Origin of the sequence: Paenibacillus sp. FSL R5-0766, assembly GCF_037971845.1 — a bacterium.
Taxonomy (GTDB): domain Bacteria; phylum Bacillota; class Bacilli; order Paenibacillales; family Paenibacillaceae; genus Paenibacillus.
Genome location: NZ_CP150227.1, coordinates 3733651 through 3754033, shown reverse-complemented (window position 1 = coordinate 3754033; position 20383 = coordinate 3733651). Strand labels below are relative to the sequence as shown.

The 20383-nt window shown below is 41.5% G+C and carries 18 protein-coding genes; 2 read left to right on the top strand and 16 right to left on the bottom strand.

From position 1 onward, the window contains the following. Positions 1–583: 583 nt before the first annotated feature. From MKY66_RS16200 to MKY66_RS16155, 10 genes are all read right to left on the bottom strand, one after another. Positions 584–913 (bottom strand): metal-sensitive transcriptional regulator, encoded by a 330-nt coding sequence (locus MKY66_RS16200; protein ID WP_047843212.1) that lies wholly within the window; start codon positions 911–913, stop codon positions 584–586. 142 nt (positions 914–1055) lie between these two features. Next, on the bottom strand, positions 1056–1295 hold the full coding sequence (locus tag MKY66_RS16195; protein ID WP_076210396.1) for a glutaredoxin family protein: 240 nt from the start codon (positions 1293–1295) through the stop codon (positions 1056–1058). 33 nt (positions 1296–1328) lie between these two features. Then, positions 1329–1532 (bottom strand): heavy metal-associated domain-containing protein, encoded by a 204-nt coding sequence (locus tag MKY66_RS16190; RefSeq protein WP_076210398.1) that lies wholly within the window; start codon positions 1530–1532, stop codon positions 1329–1331. Positions 1533–1537: 5 nt separating this feature from the next. Beyond that, positions 1538–2167 carry a nitrite reductase gene (locus MKY66_RS16185; protein ID WP_179088508.1) on the bottom strand — a complete coding sequence of 210 codons (630 nt, stop codon included), beginning with the start codon at positions 2165–2167 and terminating at the stop codon, positions 1538–1540. A 16-nt stretch (positions 2168–2183) separates the two neighbouring features. After that, positions 2184–3041: a hypothetical protein gene (locus tag MKY66_RS16180; RefSeq protein ID WP_256704202.1), complete on the bottom strand. Its 858-nt coding sequence runs from the start codon at positions 3039–3041 to the stop codon at positions 2184–2186. A 51-nt stretch (positions 3042–3092) separates the two neighbouring features. Continuing rightward, positions 3093–5531, bottom strand: coding sequence for a heavy metal translocating P-type ATPase (locus MKY66_RS16175; protein WP_256704203.1), 2439 nt, complete (start codon positions 5529–5531; stop codon positions 3093–3095). Positions 5532–5560: 29 nt separating this feature from the next. Continuing rightward, positions 5561–5761: a cation transporter gene (locus MKY66_RS16170; protein WP_047843207.1), complete on the bottom strand. Its 201-nt coding sequence runs from the start codon at positions 5759–5761 to the stop codon at positions 5561–5563. Positions 5762–6284: 523 nt separating this feature from the next. Further along, positions 6285–8216 (bottom strand): fructose-1,6-bisphosphatase, encoded by a 1932-nt coding sequence (locus MKY66_RS16165; RefSeq protein ID WP_076210404.1) that lies wholly within the window; start codon positions 8214–8216, stop codon positions 6285–6287. 274 nt (positions 8217–8490) lie between these two features. Further along, entirely contained in the window at positions 8491–9207 is a 717-nt protein-coding gene (locus MKY66_RS16160) for a class I SAM-dependent methyltransferase (protein ID WP_076210406.1), read from the bottom strand. Between the two features lie 64 nt (positions 9208–9271). Continuing rightward, a complete protein-coding gene (locus MKY66_RS16155; RefSeq protein WP_076210408.1) occupies positions 9272–10180 on the bottom strand; it encodes a LysR family transcriptional regulator in 909 nt (302 codons plus the stop codon). A gap of 145 nt (positions 10181–10325) precedes the next feature. Here MKY66_RS16155 and MKY66_RS16150 point away from each other — a divergent pair, with 145 nt between their 5' ends. After that, entirely contained in the window at positions 10326–11345 is a 1020-nt protein-coding gene (locus MKY66_RS16150) for an alpha/beta fold hydrolase (protein ID WP_076210410.1), read from the top strand. A gap of 292 nt (positions 11346–11637) precedes the next feature. Here the strand turns inward: MKY66_RS16150 and MKY66_RS16145 are convergent, their stop codons facing one another. The 4 genes from MKY66_RS16145 to MKY66_RS16130 all read right to left on the bottom strand — a co-directional run bounded on the left by MKY66_RS16145 (position 11638) and on the right by MKY66_RS16130 (position 14834). Then, positions 11638–12678: an NADH:flavin oxidoreductase gene (locus MKY66_RS16145; RefSeq protein WP_179088509.1), complete on the bottom strand. Its 1041-nt coding sequence runs from the start codon at positions 12676–12678 to the stop codon at positions 11638–11640. A gap of 209 nt (positions 12679–12887) precedes the next feature. Further along, positions 12888–13463 (bottom strand): TetR/AcrR family transcriptional regulator, encoded by a 576-nt coding sequence (locus MKY66_RS16140; protein WP_076210866.1) that lies wholly within the window; start codon positions 13461–13463, stop codon positions 12888–12890. Between the two features lie 183 nt (positions 13464–13646). After that, on the bottom strand, positions 13647–14210 hold the full coding sequence (locus MKY66_RS16135) for a GNAT family N-acetyltransferase (protein WP_076210412.1): 564 nt from the start codon (positions 14208–14210) through the stop codon (positions 13647–13649). Positions 14211–14588: 378 nt separating this feature from the next. Then, positions 14589–14834: a hypothetical protein gene (locus MKY66_RS16130; protein ID WP_076210414.1), complete on the bottom strand. Its 246-nt coding sequence runs from the start codon at positions 14832–14834 to the stop codon at positions 14589–14591. 489 nt (positions 14835–15323) lie between these two features. Here MKY66_RS16130 and MKY66_RS16125 point away from each other — a divergent pair, with 489 nt between their 5' ends. Continuing rightward, positions 15324–16409: a DUF5808 domain-containing protein gene (locus MKY66_RS16125; protein WP_076210416.1), complete on the top strand. Its 1086-nt coding sequence runs from the start codon at positions 15324–15326 to the stop codon at positions 16407–16409. 275 nt (positions 16410–16684) lie between these two features. Here MKY66_RS16125 and MKY66_RS16120 read toward each other — a convergent pair whose 3' ends face one another. Next, the gene (locus tag MKY66_RS16120) at positions 16685–17848 is read right to left on the bottom strand and encodes an MFS transporter (RefSeq protein ID WP_076210868.1); all 1164 of its coding nucleotides are present in this window, start codon (positions 17846–17848) and stop codon (positions 16685–16687) included. Between the two features lie 457 nt (positions 17849–18305). Continuing rightward, positions 18306–20168, bottom strand: a complete 1863-nt coding sequence (locus MKY66_RS16115; protein ID WP_076210418.1) for a beta-glucoside-specific PTS transporter subunit IIABC — start codon at positions 20166–20168, stop codon at positions 18306–18308. Positions 20169–20383: the final 215 nt, after the last annotated feature.

Below are 20383 nucleotides of genomic sequence, written 5' to 3'. Positions count from 1 at the left end.
GTTTGTAATTTAACACAAAACTATCATTATATGTGCATTTTCCTATCTTCAACGTGCCGAAACAACGATTGAATTAGTTGAAAAGCTTGTTGAATATACTATAATCAATTTTGTAATTTTTGTAAATGATGGATTTTGTAAATGTAGTCATTGCATATCGTAAAGTGATGAATAACATCGTATTTTAAAAATAAAAATAGAAAAATGGTATGGATTTGTATTATTTATTTTCCATAAATCAGAATTTCGGAATGATTTGATAAATAGATAACGACTAAATAATTAACAATTGATGTTACTTTTATGCTTTGTCTATCTGATAGAAAAGCTATATTAAAGCTCCCGCCGTTTTTGCATATGTTAACGAACGTTTTAAACTTTTTCACCGAATCTATAATTGTCAGCTTAACAGCTGCTTTTATCTCGCCACATCACATTTTTTTAGTAAAACAAAAAAAGCCGCTATAATAGCGACTCAACGGAAACATATTCTCGTTCCTGACATTCTTTTCACCACTAACCCTAATAAAATTAACCTTGATGGGGCATTTGCCTGAATACAACGAGAGGTACCACCCATAGCTTATTTAATTAACTTATTTACAGTGATCATCAATTCATCCAAAACTTTGTGATCGCCCTCTGAAATGCGTTCAATGACACAGCTTTTCATATGATGTTCCAAAAGCTGCTTTCCTACTCCATTCAACGCGGATTGAATGGAGGCAATTTGGTGTAATACGTCATCACAATACGTATCCTTCTCAATCATTCCTTTTACTCCACGCACTTGCCCTTCAATCCGATTCAAACGGCTAATTAACTTTCGCTTTGTACTCTCCGAATGATGGCTTTTCCGCTCGTTTGAAGATGTATGGTCACATGAGGCGGCCTCAAGTATCGTATCATCCAAGTAGATCAACTCCTTTATTTACACATTACCATCCCCCCCTACCCTATGTAAAGGGAGCAAGAAGTTCCTACAACAATATATCAGTCAAAGGGCTATTTATATTAAGAATAACCCCAGTCGGAAGTGACCGGGGTCATAAGAGTTACTTAACTAACTCACTGATTTCAGTGAGATTTTCGGCAAAGCCTACAAAGACCTTATCTCCAATGACAAGGGTTGGAACAACCTGTTTGCCAGTCAGGTTCCAGACTTCCTCAGCGTACTTGGCGTCTTCTTCACAATTGTAATCCGTATAGGGAAGTTCACGCTCTTTAAAGTAACGTTTAGCATAATTGCAATCGCTACAGGTTGGGATTGAATAAATCTGAATGGATTCCGTCATGCCCAATTACTCTCCCTTGTATTTCAATATATATTACGCTCCGACGTTATATCCTTTTTTACGGATCGCTTCTTCAATTTCAGCGATTTGAACTTTAGAATCGTCAAATCGAACTTCTACTGTTCCCTGTTCGAAATTTACGTGGCCTTCAGCGCCAAGAGCGCTAATTGCACCTTCAATTTTAGATACACAAGAACGGCAAGACATACCTTGAATTTTTACAGTTGCTTCTTTCACTGTTTTCACCCCCTTTCAAGCGTCATAGACTTCAAGTTTTCCAGTGTCATTCGATTAACGAATTTGCTGAATTTTTCTTTGCCTTTCGCATGGTTTTTATAATAATCAATAATTGCAGTAACGAAAGGAATAAGCTGATCCTCCGTTAATCCGGAACTTAACAGCGTGGCAAAGGAGGTTTTAAGCCCCTTCGACTCGCCACCAACATAAACATCGAACTTATCGCGCATCTTGACGATCCCAATATCCTTAATCAACGGTTCACTAGTGCCTAAGGCGCATCCAGCATATCCAATCTTGAGTGGTGTAGGCGTATCGATACCGGAAATGGCTTGATTTAAATTTTTGGCTGTTTCCATTCCTGCTTCTTCTGCACCTCTACAAAAGTTGCAAGCGATCAGACTTTTGGTTACAAATCCTGCAGGGTTTATTTCAAGACCGTGATCTTCAAGTTCATTTTTGATCTGATCTCGTTGTTCAATCGATACTTCTGCGTAGAGTTGCTTAAAGGGTGTCATCTCCACTTTTGAATCTGGACCAATAATCTCGCCAATTTTAACTAGTTGCTCTGGAGTGAATAAGCTTCCACCCAGTTGGATTGCTGGACTAATCGCTATTTTAATTGTATCTCCCATGCTCATACCTCTCTACTCACTTTACATCTACGACGAAAGGTACTGTAAAGACTTCCCCATCATGTTGGAATTGGCCCCAGATTTTATAGATTCCGCTATGCGGGAAGGAGGTCATAAATTCCGCTTTTGGACCTGTTGCCTTTTCCTCTGTTGGATGAACATGCAGATATTGCTCTGCATCCTCAGAAAGGATAACAACATGACCTACAGCACCGAGGTATTGTTCCAGGTTATTAATCCCTTCGTTCGTTGACGCATCCATGATATTAAAGGTCAGATTTACGTCTTCGTTGGCCTTTTTGGTACTCAATGAAAGTTCGATTTTTTTACCATCCACTTCTTTTACAAGTTTGGAATCCGCTTGAACAAGCTCTTGGGCTTTTTCTGGACCCCCAACGTTCACCCATTCACTGGGTGTAGTACTCGCTCCACCTTTTGGTACAAAGTCGGCAAGGATTTTGTATTCGCCACCGTCTGGAAATGAAGTTTCAATCGCAAACTTTCCATCGCCTTTATAATCAGGATGAATGTGATTAAAGTAAGAAAGATCTTTACTCACCACGATAAGGTGCATTCGTTTTTCATGGCCCATTTCAAATTCATTAACCGGATTGCCATCGACGTCCTTGATTTGGATTGTCAGATGTGAATTTTCATTGGCCTTCACTCCTGATGCAAAGGAGAACGAGGTTTCAAGGGCACTTGCTGTTGTTGAATCAGCATGAGGCCCTGCATGATCATGACTCGCACCTTCAGTTTCAGAATTCATCTCAGTATGATTCATACCACCATGTCCATCTGTATGTGCACTTTCTTTAGGGGTTCCGCAAGCAGACAACATACCAAAAGCTAAAACACCGGTTAACATTAGCATGATTTTTTTACTCCTCCTCATCATTATGTTCGCTCCTGTTCTAGTACTTGACTAGTGACGTACTTTTACGCGTTGCAATCGCAGGGCGTTCAGAACGACCGATACCGAACTCAACGCCATGGCTGCGCCTGCAACCCATGGTGCTAACAGACCGATAGCTGCAATAGGAATGCCTAAGGTGTTGTAACCAAGTGCCCAGAACAAGTTTTGCTTAATGTTGCGCATGGTCTTACGACTCATGTAGATAGCATCAGGAATACTGGATAGATCGCCGCGCATGAGTGTTACATCAGCTGCTTCCATCGCTACATCTGTCCCCGTACCAATCGCCATACCAATATCTGCAGTTGCCAAAGCGGGTGCATCATTGATACCATCGCCAACCATGGCCACTTTTTTACCTTGAGATTGCAGTTTTTTCACTTCTTCCGCTTTTCCTTCAGGTAAGGCCTCTGCACGAACGTGGTCAATACCTACTTGAGCAGCGATGGCTTTTGCCGTCCGTTCATTGTCACCTGTAATCATAATGACCTGAATACCCATTTCTTTCAGACGGCTCACTGCAGCTTTCGAAGTTTCCTTAATCGTGTCTGCTACAGCCACCATACCTGCATACTGGCCATCAATGGCAACCAGCATCGCAGTTTTCCCCGCTTCTTCCAAACGTGACATCGAATGATAAGCTGCTTTTGCATCAATATTATACTTTTCCATTAGTCGACGTGTACCCACGAGCAGTTGTTTACCTTCAACCATTGCCTGGATTCCGAAACCCGGAAATGCTTCAAAGGATTGAGTTCCTGGTAGTTCGATATTTCGTTCCTGGATGCCTATAACGATGGCTTCTGCAAGTGGATGCTCAGAATTTTTCTCGGCAGCTCCAACAAGTTTCAGGAATTCATTTTCATTGCCAAGAGCGACGACGTCAGTCAATTCAGGTTTACCTTTTGTAACAGTACCGGTTTTATCGAGAAGGATCGCATCAATTTTATGCGTCTGCTCCAGATGCTCCCCACCTTTGAACAACACCCCTAGTTCAGCCGAACGACCAGACCCCGCCATAATGGATGTTGGGGTTGCAAGTCCAAGTGCACAAGGACATGCGATAACAAGAATCGCAATTGCTTTTTCTAAAGAACCTGCAAAATCGCCTGGTGTAACCCAGAAGTACCAAACCACGAAAGCAACTATTGCAATCCCTACAACGATCGGGACGAATATGCCTGAGATCACATCGGCTACCCGCTGAATTGGTGCTTTTGATCCCTGAGCTTCTTCAACAACCTTAATAATTTGTGCAAGAGCGGTTTCTTTACCTACTTTGGTTGCTTTGATCCGAAGAATACCGTTTTTATTAATCGTAGCTCCAATCACAGCATCTCCGACTTTTTTCTCTACTGGAAGGCTTTCACCCGTAAGCATGGATTCATCTACAGATGAGATCCCTTCAAGCACCTCTCCGTCTACAGGAACTTTATCTCCTGGGCGAATAAGGACAACATCTCCTACAATGACTTCATCCACTGGAATGGTAAGTTCTTTGCCATCCCGAACTACTAATGCCGTCTTCGCCTGCAGACTCATCAGTGATTTAATTGCCTCTGATGTTCGACCTTTCGCAAGAGATTCAAACAATTTACCCATAAGAACCAAAGTAATAAGGACCGCACTCGTTTCATAATACAGGGATGGGCCATGATGCATCCCCTCAGCCATACTTGACCATTGAATGGTCAAGTATAAACTGTAGAAGTACGCTGCAGAGGTGCCAAGTGCTACCAACACATCCATGTTGGCACTCCTGTTTCGGAGAGCCTTATATGCACCCACATAGAACTGTCTACCAATGTAAAATTGTACTGGTGTAGCCAGGATTAGTTGGAACCACGGATTCATAAACAATTCCGGCACATAGATCCATGAAGTGAACGAGAAGTGACCTACCATAGTCCACAACAGCGGCAAGGAAAGAATTGCCGAAATCAGTAATTTCCGTTTTTGATTACTCAGTTCTTTAGCACGATGGTCACTTGCACCATTACTGGTACCGTCTTGCTTGACGATCGCCGTATAACCGAGTTTATTCACCTTGTTTTTCATGTCTTCGATGGAAACTTCACCAGGGGAAAATTCAACTCGGGCCGTTTCCATGGCGAAGTTTACTGTAGCGTTAGTCACGCCGGGCAGCTTATTCAGCCCTTTTTCAATTTTGTTCGCACATGCTGCACAGGTCATGCCTTCAAGATTGAATTGCGCAACCTCTGAAACGGAACCATATCCAAGTTTTTTGATTTTTTCCTCAAGTTCTTTCATTTCCACTTTCGTTGGATCATACGTTACACTTGCTTTTTCCAAAGCGAAGTTAACATTCGCTGATGTGACCCCGTCCATTTTGCCGAGGCCTTTTTCGATTTTGTTTGCACAAGCTGCACAGGTCATACCTGTAATTTGTATACTCGACTGTTTCGTCTGAGCCGCTGCTGTTGCCACAATAACTCACTCCCCTTATCGTCCATTAATCACGCTACTTCGTAGCCTTGTTCTTCAATAACTTCTTTAATTTGCTCCAAGGAAACTTGATTTTCATCATACGTCGCTTCAACCGAATCATCACTGAGGTTCACCTTGCCACTCACTCCAATTTCTTTCAGAGCACCTTCGATGGAGTTTACACAATGTTGGCAGCTCATACCTTGTACGTTCAATACAATGTTTTTCATCTTATTTCGTCCCTTCTTGTGGGTATTTTTTTGGTTTAGTTTGACCTAAACGATGGGCTGTACTCTCGAGGGCAGTTCCTCAGGTCTCGTCGACCTCCTGTTAAATACTATACCCCCCTACCCTATATTAGTCAATATCTTTTTATACCCCTCCGCCCTATATGAACTATCATCTCGTTAGCTCAATGAATTTATGGAGAGAAGAACCGATTATCTGTATGCTGATCGGTAATCGGACCATGTTCTTGTCCAGAACTTGGGAAAAACTTGTACCGATAAAATAAAAAAGCCGCTAAAATAGCGACTTCAATGGGATCATGATCTCCTTCCGTGAAATGTAGTCCATATCTTCCTCCTCTTCACAAATTGAAGGCAAATTTACATTTCCTCTACGTTGTTAGATCGCACTGCTACAAAAGAAAGGCTCGTACAGGCAGGGTATTATTACTTCCCTGCCCAATACGAGCGTCTACGTCCAATTGCACTCAAACGGTTGCTCCGAATGTGTACTTTAGCAATCGTTTCATTTCATGTGGCGATAGTCTAATAGATCCTTCAAATTTGAGATTTTCTGCAACAGCTGTTCCCCGACATTGGTTTCCCTCACCAGTTTCCGTTCCAGTTCTTTGTCCACCAATCTTTTTAGAGATAACACGTCCGTTCCGTTACATAAGACATCTTCTTTTGAGTTAAATTTCTTATGGGCGACAAGTTGCATGCCAAAGGAATTGTACAACAAGGTATATCCGGCAATTCCCGTTGTGGATTGATAGGCTTTGGAAAAACCGCCGTCAATCACGATCATTTTTCCGTTTGCTTTAACAGGGCTCTCTCCACTAATTTCTTTGACTGGCGTGTGCCCGTTAATGACATGTCCATGATCTGGATTCAACTCAAACTCCTGCAAGATTTTTCGACAGATCTCTTCATTTTCACGTAAATGGTAGTACGGATTCTTTCTCTCCTTATGTGCTTCTTTATCTTGGATGAAATACCGTTCAAAAGTGGTCATTTCTCTCTTTCCAAAGAGCGAGGAGCATTCCCCTGTCCAGATGTACCATACCATATCCGTCGCCAGATCTTCTGTCTCTTCCGGATGCGCAAAGGCGTAACGTAAATAATCTTCAAAAACATCAAGCAATTGACGGCCCGCATATGTCTTGTCTTCAATCTGCAGTTCTTCCATATTTCCTTCTTCATTCAAAGGAATACAGCCGTGGATTAACAAATTCCCGTTGTATTTTAAATAAAGGCTACCCTTTTTCATGAGAAAATTCATATGTCTGGCCATCTTTTCGGAATGCTGAACGGAAAACAACAGCTTTTCCATCACTTGGCGTTCTTCCTCCAGCAATTGTTCAGGTTTCTGCGGATTTACGGTTGCGAAACAGGTGTTTTCCAAGTGGTATGTTTTACCGCAGATGTTGATTTCATTGTTGTCGTAATCAATCTGCTCCAGCAAAAGTCTTTCAGACATATTAAAGTATGGGCGTCTCTTGATAATCGGGATTTCAAGTTTAAACTGAATCATGGCAATGGCTTGGTGAATTTTGGTGATCTGCAGAATCTCCTGCTCCGATACATTATGGCCAGCCTGTAACTTAGGTCTGAAGGATGGATTGTCTTCGTAATATTTCTCCGCCAGGTTTAGCAGTGGGCGCAGGTTGATCCCGTATACATCTTCAATGATGTCCAGATTATCGTATCTGGCGCAGATCCGAATAATATTCGCAAGGCAGACCAGAGAGCCTGCGTAGGCTCCGATCCAGAGGACATCATGGTTCCCCCACTGTATGTCTACAGAATGGTAGTTGATCAGCGTATCCATAATTTTATCGGGGTATGGCCCCCGGTCATAGATATCTCCAACCACATGAAGATGGTCAACGACCAGGCGCTGTGTCGTATAAGCAAGTCCGATAATGAGATTGTCCGCCTGGCCCAAGGATATAATTTGCCGATATATTTCCTCGTAATAAGGATTCTTATTGTTGGTCGAATCCGTCTTGTATAAAAGCTCTTCTACAATATATACATATTGCTCCGGCAGAGCTTTACGCAATTTTGAGCGTGTATACTTGGAAGAGGCATAAGAAATAAGCTTAAGCATGTGTTCAATTGTTAGTCTGTACCACTGGTTCAAAGCCTGTTTATTGCTCAGTTCCCCTATAACCAGCTGTATTTTTTCTTCCGGGTAATAAACTAACGCCGCAAAATCATTGATTTCTTGTTCCGTCCAAACCTCCCGGAATAATTCTTTGATTTTCTCTTTGACGGTACCCGAACCGTTTCTTAGTACATGCTGAAAAGCGTGGAACTCCCCATGCAAATCACTGACAAAATGCTCGGTTCCCTTTGGGAGATTGGAGATCGCTTCAAGGTTGATGATCTCTGTTATGATTTTTTCTTCCGTATCATATTTCTCGGCCAATAAATCTAGAAACTGCTCATCCAAAACAGATGTCCCCCTTCAAGGAAGTATGGTGTTGTATAGCCGGGTCCAAAAGCTTTAGACCTATATAAAATTACACTCTATACTTGGCATTGATTATATGGTGATTATCAGCATTGCCTTCCCCCATCATACTCCAGTTCATCATATATGAACAAATTTCATTGAATGGATTTGAATGAACAATGTCTGTAGTTATTTTAGGAATAAAAAAGCCGCTAATATAGCGACTTTCAATGGGACCAGGTCTCTGTTCATCGACATTTTTTCCTAACTGCTATTTTACACAATGAAAAATAAACGATCTATTTTCCGAATTTGCTTGTTTAAATTCCCAATCACCATATGTTTTTATTTTTGAAAAACCAATTTGTTTCAGCGACTCATCAAGTTCTTCTTGATTTCGAAACCTCAGCTGCATTTTTTCATGAACTAACACTTTTTCTGTTTTGGTATTTTTTACTATTTCATAGAAAGTGTAGATATCTCCCTCAAACCCTTCATATTCTGTATAAATTTCTAAAGGATCTCCGCTTAGTCTATCTTTAGCGAAGTCAGGAGTTTTGTCCTTCTCCCATTCTTCCCATACTTTTACCAAAGGGTTTCTTGTATCAAAAATAAAGTGACCCCCGATTTTTAGGGATCGGAATACGTCTGAGATTACTCGCTTCCAACTGTCATCTGTAAGAAATACCTGTGCAACATTGGCTGTCATAATTACCGCGTCATAGGTATTGGTTTGCAAATCCGCACTATCACCTATAATCCAATTCACATTTCCAGAATTATCTTTACCTCGCGCCATTTCAATCGCTTCTTCATTGGGATCTATCGCGGTAATTTTATAACCGCACTGAACAAGATGAGTAGTCCATCTTCCTGTTCCACAGCCCAGGTCAGCTATAGATTCTACTTGTAATCTCTTTAACAATGCAAGGAAAAATTCATCATCTTTTCCCCAATGGTTAATCTGGTCGTATACTAATGGAATCATATAATGTCTACCCACTTTCAACAGCGTTTTACTGTGCTCAACAGTTTGATGTCTCATACATAAGCTATACGGTTTTAGTCTCATTCTGTGAACCAAAAACTTCCCTGGTTGCTTCTATAAAAGATAACATGATTGGTGAAAGCCACTTGTCTTTATGCCACAACATCTGTGTATATACCTGCAAGTCCGGAATTTGCCATGGGAGGACAACAAGTTCTCCGCGTTCAACTTCAGATTCCACGACGATCTCAGGAAGAAAGGCAATACCGATGCCTGAAATTGCACATTGTTTAATGGCTTCCGCACTTTGAAACTCTAAATATGTAATGCTATCAATTCCCTCTTTCTCAAATGACCGATCAAACATCGTTCGATATGGACAACCCTTCTCATTTGTCAGGAACACTTCATCATGAAAATCTTCCAATTGCAGCACAGTTCGTTTGGCGAGTGGGTGATCTGGAGCAGCTAACAATCGGAAATGTTCTTCCAGTAAAGGTTCCACGGAAAGTCCACTCGAGCGAATGGGTTCATCCAACATATAAACAATATCCGTAGTTCCCTCAAAGAGCGTTTGCTTGAGCTCTTGATTCGGAACTGAGCGGAAGATTAGACGAACTCCCGGATGCTGCGAACGAAACCGTTGGAAGACAGGTGGAAGCCGATAGGAGCAAATAACCTCATTTGCACTTATCGTTAAGGTACCACTTAGTTTTTCATTATCATGGACAGCACTACGAGCTTCGTCCATTTTTTCAAGAACGCCTTGGGCGTGTGTTAAAAAGCGTTTACCCGCAGTTGTGAGCGCGAGTTGCTTGCCCAAACGATCAAAGAGGCGAACACCTAGCTCATCTTCCAATGCTTTAATTTGCATCGTGACGTTGGAAGGAACGTAGCTCAGCGCTTCTGCTGCCCGCGTGAAATTCAATGTTGTTGCAACCGTACAAAACGTATTCAGTTGACGCAATTCCATCCGATGATCCCTCCTTCATCTTTCAATTTTATTGAATACTATTATGAATTCTATTCACTTTTATTGAGAGTATCACAGCTCTATACTGAGTACAAGAGATCACAGTGAACATGTGGTTTTTCATTTTGAAGGGAGCAATTATACGATGGATTATGAAATTTTTAACTTGGGTGATGTCATCTTACAATCAGGAATGACGTTACCAAACGCTTATCTCGCTTATCAAACTTACGGAAAATTAAATGAACAGAAAGATAATGTTGTTGTGTATCCAACGGCTTTTGGAGATCAGCATGTTCAAAATGAATGGCTCATTGGCAGTGGGATGGCACTGGATCCAGAGAAATATTTTATTATCGTTCCCAATTTGCTGGGCAATGGACTCTCTTCCTCTCCCAGTAACACGCCTCCTCCATTCGATCGGGCTAACTTTCCACAGGTAACCATCTATGACAACGTTCGATTCCAGCACCAACTGCTGACCGAAAAATTCGGTATTGAAAAGATTGCTCTCGTCGTCGGGTGGTCGATGGGCGGCATTCAGGCATTTCAATGGGGGGCAAGTTACCCGGAGATGGTCGAACGAATCGCGCCTTTCGGAGGCATCGCCAAACCTTGGCCACACACATTTGTGGTCCTGGAAGGCGTGAAAGCTTCACTGCTATCTGCAGTCGGTTTTGACTCAAGTAAATTAAACCAACTAAGTCCTACAGACATGCGTGCCGTTGGTCGGGTCTATGCGGGATGGGGACTATCACATGCATTTTATAGAGAAGAGCTTTACCGTGAGATGGGATTTGACACATTGGAGGATTTTGTAGCTGGTGTCTGGGAAAATAGCTTTATGAATATGGATCCGCATAATGTTCTGGCCATGTTATGGACAGGTCAACATGCTGATATCAGTGCAAACCCCTCCTATAACGGAGACTTTGATAAAGCACTTCAGAGCATAAAAGCTTATGCCTGTATCATGCCGGGAAGCACGGATCTCTTCTGCACAGCGGCCGATAATGAATACGAAGCCAAGCGTATACCTAATGCTGTCTTGAAACCAATCCAATCGATCTGGGGCCATTTTGCCGGTCGTGGAATCAACAGTGCCGATAATCAATTTATTGATGACAATCTAAAACACTTGTTGTCACTTAGCACTAATGAATAGATCGTCACTTGCATTGGGAATTCAGTGAAGAGAAGCGTTGATCTTTCGGAGGGAGAGCTCCCCCCAAGCAGTGTTGTTGTTGATTGATGATGTAGAAATTAAGGAACCAGCAATAATGAAGTTGAGGACCTTATTCCGATGTTTCTTTTGCATCCTCTGCCAGTCTCATCTCTATGTCTTTCATCTTTAATTCCACCGGATAACTCAATCTGGTTGGCATTACAAACACACCTCCAAGATGATCTTGAAGGTGTGTTTGATTAATACATATTCCTAATGATTATAACTACAATTAAGTAAGTACAGTCATCGCCTCTCTTGTGAATGGAACCAGATCATCAATACGTCCTTCTTGAATTTTCTTAACCCATTCAGGGTCGACTAGAAGAGCACGGCCTACAGCAACCAGATCAAACTCATCATTCTGAAGTCGTTGTACCAATCCCTCGATACCGACGTTACTTGCGCCTTTACCTTCTGTGAACAGACTTGTAAAGTCACCATCAAGACCAATCGATCCAACAGTGATTGTCGGTTTACCAGTCAGTTTTTTGGTCCATCCAGCAAAATTCAGATCAGAACCTTCGAATTCCGGCTCCCAGAAACGACGTGTGGAACAGTGGAAGATATCGACTCCAGCTTGAACCAACGGTGCGAGAAGCTGCTCCAGTAATTCCGGTGTTTCAGCCAATTTAGCCTGATAATCATCTGTCTTCCACTGAGATAAACGCAGTACAATAGGGAATTCCGGTCCCACTACTTTACGGCAAGCCTCAATCACTTCAACTGCAAAACGTGTGCGAGCCAACATATCTCCACCGTAACGATCCGTACGAGAGTTGGTTTTCTCATACAGGAATTGGTCGATCAGATAGCCGTGTGCTCCATGGATTTCAACACCATCGAACCCAACGCGTTTCGCTTCTGAGGCTGCTTGTGCGAATTCCTGAACGATTGTAGCAATCTCAGCTTCCGAATAATCATTAACATGACCTTTGGCTCCCATATGCCAGATCTGTGGAATAATTCGACCGCCAGCTTCATGTACTTCAGATACAACATGTGCCCAACCATTCATTGCAGCTTCGCCATAAAAGTGCGGCACATTGGCTTGATTGGATGCATCCGGATGATTAATTATTGTCCCTTCTGTCACAATAAGTCCCACTGCGTTCTCTGCTCTGCGGCGGTAATAGCCCGCAACATTCGAACCCGGGATACCGTCCGGAGAAAATTGACGCGTCATCGGCGCCATTACGATCCGATTGGATAACTTCAAGTGACCTAACTCTATAGGTTGGAACAATGCTTCTACGGATTGAGAATAATTCATAATAACCTCCACATATTTCGTTTTTTTTATATAAATTGACCTAGGAGATGTTAAACAGCAATCAGCCTGGTTAACAGCTAGACGTTATTTCCAAATGAATCAATACACGATTTTTCTCGAAAAGCCCCACCTCCTTCAAGCTTTCGTGGTGTATTAATCCGCCTTCAATTATTTTTGACTTCATAGTCAAGAATTTCACAAAAAAAAGATCAAGACATGATCATGCCAAATGAAGTACGCAGAACCGTCTCGATCTGTTCACGGGATGAACCTGATTTCTCCATAACTCTCACACCAAGAATGGTGTTATTTAGATAAGATGCAAGCTCTATACTCGTGTACCGGTTGGAAATTAACTGTTGTTTCTGGCCACTACTTATGATCTTCTCTAATACCAGTTGAATCTCTTCTGCCATGAGCTCAGCTTCGCGTGTGACCTGCTCGTCATCTGTTCCGAATTCGAGTGATGCATTCACAACTAGACACCCTTGGCAGCCAGTTTCATCGTCTAAAAGGGAATATCGTAAGGTATCCAGTTTATCAACGGGAGACGAATCCAGGGCTTCAATCTGTTTCAGTTTCGCTATAACCTGTTCACGGTAAAGTGCCAGCGCCTTCAGGAACAACGATCGCTTGTCTTTAAAAACACAGTACAAACTTTGCTTTTTGACTCCTGTAGTACGCGTAAGGTCCTCATAAGAAGTTGCTTTGAAGCCTTGATTCCAGAACACTTCCATAGACTGGTGTAATACACGATCGACATCAAATTCTCTTGGTCTGCTCATGGGATTAAATGTATCAGTTATTGACCATACAGTCAAGAACTGATCATTTTACATCAGCACCGATCCTCCCTAAAGTGTGAAGACTGGTTCTTCATATGTCCGTTTTTAATGGTCCTTACATTAAACGAAACACAAAAGAGAATGTTTATCCTCATTCATTTCCACAACCCCCTTGAATGCGGTCTAACTCTTTCGGTAAGCAACCTTGTGAAAAGCATTGATATAACGAAACAGTGCTTCACCATCATCAGGCACATGCGTACTTGTATCCAGTGGCAGCATCATTGCCTGATACGGCTCTGGCACCATTCTATATTGATGGACATAGGAGGTTAGGATGAACCCGTTGCGTTGCCAGAACTGTATGCGTTCCTGATGAGCCTCTGTTGTCCCGAACTCCGCCTCGATAATCATACCTTTGATCCGGTGCTCCCTTAACGCCCAGGCTCTGAGCTGCTCTAACATCCAGGTCCCTATGCCCCACCCACGCAACTTCTGTTCAACCGCGAGGTAATCGATGATCAGGATGCGGTCCGCAACCTTCCCCTCCAGTCCAGTAACAGCCATCGCAACCACTTCTCCATGATGCACGCCCGTGTGTAAATAACCAATCCTCCGGTCCAGCATACTGCGGAGAATCGCTTTTGTCTTAGCGCCGCTTTGAAAAGCCTCATGATAGATTCGCTCCATCCGCGCCCACAATGCTTCATCCCACTCCTCTATAGTCGTAAACTCTAATTCCAACATCTCATTCGCCTCCAGCTTTAATTCAGATTTATCGTGATTCAAGACATGTAAGAGATATTCCTTCCGGTTTAATGGATTATGATCGTATCTTGTGCATGAAGGCACTTCACCATCGAAGGCCTGATAGCCATAAAATTGGGACGGGTTCGACCTCTTTTTTCTGCGATCGTACTTCCTTTGACGAATTCTGCGATTCTGAAGACTGTAGCATGTCTTTAATCTTAAAAGTTTATGTTTTTATCGTTCGCATACCTGGCGTACATTCGCAAAATTCATCTATCCTGCTCGTTAACGTAATAAAGGCTGCACCGGCTAACACAGGCAGCTTCATTTTCGTCGTATATTCAATTATAATTTTTACGTTAGCGTAATAAAGCATTAACTTTTAATATCTTCTTTAGCCTTTTGTTTATATCGAATTATGGAAAGAGGTAAATTAACTACTCCAAGAATAAAAGAAGAGCTAATAGATATCCATTGAGATATTGAAGGATAATTCGGTTTTCCGTCTCCTACAGGACCTATTTTGGGTTGGTGGCTATCCCACAAAACATATAAGAGACCAACAGCAGGTAACAATATGCAAACTACACTTGCAACTATATGTAACACATACTTGTTCAATCCTACCCCTCCATTTATTGTATTCATGTCTTGAACTCTGTTTATATTATAAAGTTATCTAAAACGGGAAATTACACTAACCTACTCCTTAGTTTAACAAAAAATTTTCTCCTATTCAGAAAGCATAGTATCCACTCCAGTTAATGTGATTTTCACTTCACAATTTTACCAAGTGATCTTTATTTTATGGTGATAAAAGTTGATTATAACTAAACCTTACTGCCCTTTACCTACATAGAATTTTAAACAGATGTACTTACCATAATTTAGTTGTCAGATGAGTATCGCTGCGTAGCAAAAAGGTCTGACAAATGTTAATTTCACCCATATATCCACTAAAATCGATTATAATTAACTTATATTCAAGTCGATTACCTACCCTAAGTTAAAAGGATATCATACGCAAAAAGACATAGTGATGCATCGCATATGCTCTAAAGGTTATAGAGTTTTCAAATACACACTTATGTATAAGAGGAGGCGAAAGATATGACGATAATGCCTGTTATAGTAATGATCTTTGTATTTGTACCTACCATTGTACTCATGGTAAGCATGCCTTATTTAACAAGAGAGACGATTAGTTTTGGGGTTACCGTCAGCGCTGTACAATTTCACAGCGAACCTCTGCGCCAAATGCGGAAGTCATATGCTAAGATTAGTGCTACCTTGCATACCATCCTATTCATTGTTTGTATCATCTGCCTAATATACGGTGATGAACATTCCAAGCAACAAAGTTGGATCATTGTCACTTATTCACTCGCCATGGTCGTAATCTCCCTAGTCATAAACATTAGCTACCATTTCAAAATGAGAAGTTTACTACCTATGCTGCCTATTGCTCTTGAACCATCGATCATGGCAGTGGACACTGGTTTTCGGAAAAGAAACATTAGCTTGTCTAGTAAGTGGTTCCTCATCCATGTTTTCATTATTGTTGTTGGTATTGTAACTGTGCTACTCAACTACGAACTAATTCCTGACCAGATTCCGATCCATTACAACAGCAGTTGGAACGTAGACGGCTATGCAGCTAAATCTTATAGTTCTGTGTTTATGCCTACGATAATGCAAGTGTTCTTAATACTTGTGTTCATATTTGAGAATTGGAGTATTCGCAGAGTGAAGCAGCAGGTTCAACCCACTGATCCGAACCGTTCCATCAGACAAGACGTAACTTTCCGCCGCACTTGGTCAGGTTTTATGATTACAGCAAGCTTCTTAGTAGTTATCCTGTTGTCCGTCGTGCAACTAAATATGATATCTCTGCTTAACATCAATTTCGCTATTCCCATTGTCCTAATCATAATAGCCTTTATCATCCTATACGCCTTAGCCTTATCGTTCTGGGCTGGTCAGGGCGGAAGCCGATTGGAGCAATCGGCAGATCACTCCAATTTCAGACCTGTCCATGATGATGATAAATGGCTATTAGGTATGATTTATTTCAATTGGAAGGATCCAAACCTAATCGTTGAGAAAAGATTCGGAGTCGGCTGGGGATTAAATTTCGGTCACCCAGTATGCTGGCTGATTTTTCTCGGAATTATCGTACTGTTAGTTGTGGTGTAACAAGGCTTGGAGGTTAGTACTCGCCTCAATCGGTACATAAATGTATGCGGAACTTGTCGATAAGCTTGACGAGATCGTGTCCACGGCTTCATTCGCTGCGACTTAATCCCATCAGACTTTGGTGCAGTTGGGCCTACTATCATTGGGTTAATGAGTTCTGAATTATAAAACAAAGAAAGCAGCTGATCACTTGGGTCAGCCGCTTTCTTATTGTTATAGAGGTTTCGTACATCGTTAACGAGCATGTAACAAACGAAGATGATACAAGTGTTTATTTATTGCAAAGATTGTTTCGTTTGTTTTCTTTTAGATAGGGAGTTATCAAGCAACGTTGTTACGATGCCAATCACAAGGGCAAGCGCACCGATCCATGGAATGTAGTTCAACAAGTTGTGGTTGACAGCAATACCCCCGATACCAGCTCCGGCAGCCATTCCAACTTGTCCAATCGCGCTATGCAAACTAAGTACAATGCCTGAAGCAGCGGGAGCGAGACTTATAAGCTGAAATTGGATTGGCGTACCTGAGGACCAGGCTGCTATTGCCCAGAAAATAAGTAATATATATAGAAGAAATATGGATTGGCCTATAAACGGGAACAACAATAATGCAGTGGCATGGAGTATCATTCCACCAGCTAGTGTACGGAATGTGCCCCATTTATCTGTACTGAGTCCTCCTATTTTGGAACCAATGGCACTAGCGATACCAAATATAAACAGGGCGACCGTTACACCTTGATCACTCATGCTAAATATATCAAGGAGATACGGTGAAATGTACGTAAATAAAATGGAATATGAGCCTAACCACACAAACGTAATCAGTAACGCTGCTGTTATACGCGGTTGCATGATGAATTTAAACTGAACACGCAAAGGAACAACTTCTTCAGCAACTACTTTGGGGATGATCAGCAGCGCTAGGAATAAGAGAATAAGTCCTATTACTCCAAGACCAATAAATATGATGTTCCAATCATAATGTGAAGCTACAACCCTGCCTATGGGTACACCGATAACTAATGCCGTACTATTCCCCATAATAACCGTAGCAATTGAACTCCCTTGTTTTCCTGGAGCAGCCAAAACCGCAGCAAGAGTGAGAAGCGTAACCTGAATAACACCGGCACTAAGTGCTGAAATAATTCTAGCTACGATAAGCATCTCATATCCTGTTATCGTTGCAATTAAAATGTTAATAACAGAGAATACAGTTAATGCATAAACTAAGAGTTTTTTTCGGTCTAATTTAGATGTAAAAGCAATTAAAAAAGGAGTACCTACACCAAAAGCTATAGAGAACACTGTAATTAGCTGTCCAGCAGAAGAAACTGAAATGTTGCTAGATTCAGCAATTTTGTCTAGGATCCCGGCAATAACATATTCTGATGCGCCATTAAGAAAACTAATTACAGCTAATAAATATATTTTCCACATATTTTTCAACAATTGCACCTTCTTATTTCTGTATTTCTAGAAAAATAGATTAATTAACTATTCACTAAAATAAATATTCTACATTCACTCATATGGGACAAAACCATTTTCTATATAAGCCCCTTCTATTGAATTAGTAGCTAAAGACCTTCCCACATTAAAACAACCGCTAATCGAATGGTTTGACTCATTTGTGTGTTCCACCTTTCAATGTTGAATCCATAAGAGATTTCTCCATATTCAGAGTAATCTTACTTATCCGTCTGTAATAAATTTTATTTTGCAAAACTTATGTTACTTTTATTATTCAAATAAATATATACATTTTGGCGCTTTAGTTTGAATTAACATGAGATCACATTTGTTACTTAAAAGTAACGCAGTGTTTTAATATTATTAAAAACGACAGCGTTTCCAAAGATGCTTTGGAATCACTGCCGCTATTAATAACATCAAATTAGGCTTTGACTGTGTACATCAATTCTTTTTCATTAATTGTGATACGCCCAGCCGATTGGACATCGGTATATTGATACATGTTCGTAATAATGACCGGAGTAATCATATTGTAACCCGCTTTTTCGATCTCTTCACGGTCAAATTCCATCAATAGATAACCTACGGATACTTTAGCTCCTGCCTGTACCTTTGGTGAGAAATATTGTCCTTTCAGCTTTACAGTATCAATTCCGATGTGAATCAGCATCTCTGCGCCAAGATCACTTACGAGACCAATAGCATGTCCACTCTTGGATACAGAGATTACTGTGCCGTTAACCGGAGATACTGCACGTCCTTCAGCAGGTTGAATGGCAAATCCTTTACCCATCATTTCTTCGGAAAAAGCAGGATCTGGAACCAGGCTAAGTGGCTTAACTTCCCCATTCATGGGGCTGAATATTTGTTCATCCTGTAATTTAGTGTCTTCAGCTACTACAGGTGTAGTTGTGGATATTGCTGATGGTGCGGCAGCCTCTTCTTGGAAGCCCAGAATATAAGTAATTACACTAGCTACAACAAATGCAATTAAAGCAGCAATCAGTGCATAGAGCAGGTTGCTAATGTCTGGACCGACAAATGAGGTAGCCCCCGGAAGACCTGCACTACCAATGAAATAGGCTTTAACAGAAAAGGTTCCCAGAAACGCCCCGGCGACTGCTCCCCCAATAAGCGCTGCAAAAAATGGCTTTTTGAATTTCATGTTAATTCCGTACATTGCGGGCTCCGTAATTCCCATAAGAGCAGTAAGTCCTGTAGAATAAGAGAATGATTTGGTTTGGCTATTTTTGGATTTGAAGCCCACACCGAAAGCAGCACCGCCCTGTGCCATATTAGCTGCGAACATTAACGGAACAATAAAATCGTAACCAAATGTTGCAATCGAACCCACTGCAATCGGCAACAGCGCATAATGCATGCCTGTAATAATTAGTACAGACATCGTGCCCCCAATCAAAATACTTGCCAAAATGGATGCGTTATCAAATAACCAACTGATACCTCCAGATAAACCGTTTCCAATAATGCCACCCAGTGGTCCGATCGCTATCAAGGTTAGTGGCACCATGATAAGCAACGTTACGGTTGGTACAACAATCAGTTTCAGTGAAGAATGAGTGATACGTTCAATAGCTCTCTCCACGTAAGCAGCAATCCAGATTGCAATGACGATGGGAATAACTGATGAAGCATAGGATGTAGCAATAACAGTAATGCCTGCAAACGACGTATTCCCCTCTTGAAACAAAGCTCCAATGGTTGGATGCATGAGGCCGGCCGCTAGTGCAGCTCCCACATAAACATTGCTCCCCATTTTCTTCGCAGCACTAACGGCCAGAATAATAGGCAGGAAGTAGAATGCACCATCACCAACAGCGGACAAAATGATATAGGTCGAACTTGTATTTGTCATCCAACCAAGAGCCACCATAATGGAAACGATTCCTTTGATCATCCCTGCTCCGGCAATAGCCGGCAGGATTGGCGTGAACATGCCCGCAATGAAATCAAATAATGCGCTGATTGGATTCCTTTGTTTCTTTCCACCTTTTGGAGCACTCCCTGCGTTAGAGTTCTTGCTCATGTTGTTCACTAGTGCTTTGTACACTTCGGAAACTTCACTGCCAATGATCAGCTGAAACTGTCCACCGTTTTCCGTAACTCCCATAACGCCAGGTGTGTTCTTTAATGTTGCTCTGTCTGCTTGATTAATATCGTTTAGATTGAATCTGAGTCGAGTCATACAGTGAGTAACTTGATCAATATTCTCTTCGCCACCAACCAGCTTAAGAATATCTTTGGACAATTGTTGTTTATCCATGATGTAGGGCTCCTTCGAAGTATAATAAAGTAATAAAGATAAATTTTTGAGGATGGCAAAATAAACGCATTATGTTTTTCATTTGATACCTATTGTGATATTCTCAATCAGACTAAGGAAGCTCAACAAGCTTGAAACTTGAACTAGTTAAGGGTAGTTTGGGGTTTATTCGTTGCCACCTTTGTCTCTGACCAGGGACGCGTCTAGCCAGTTTT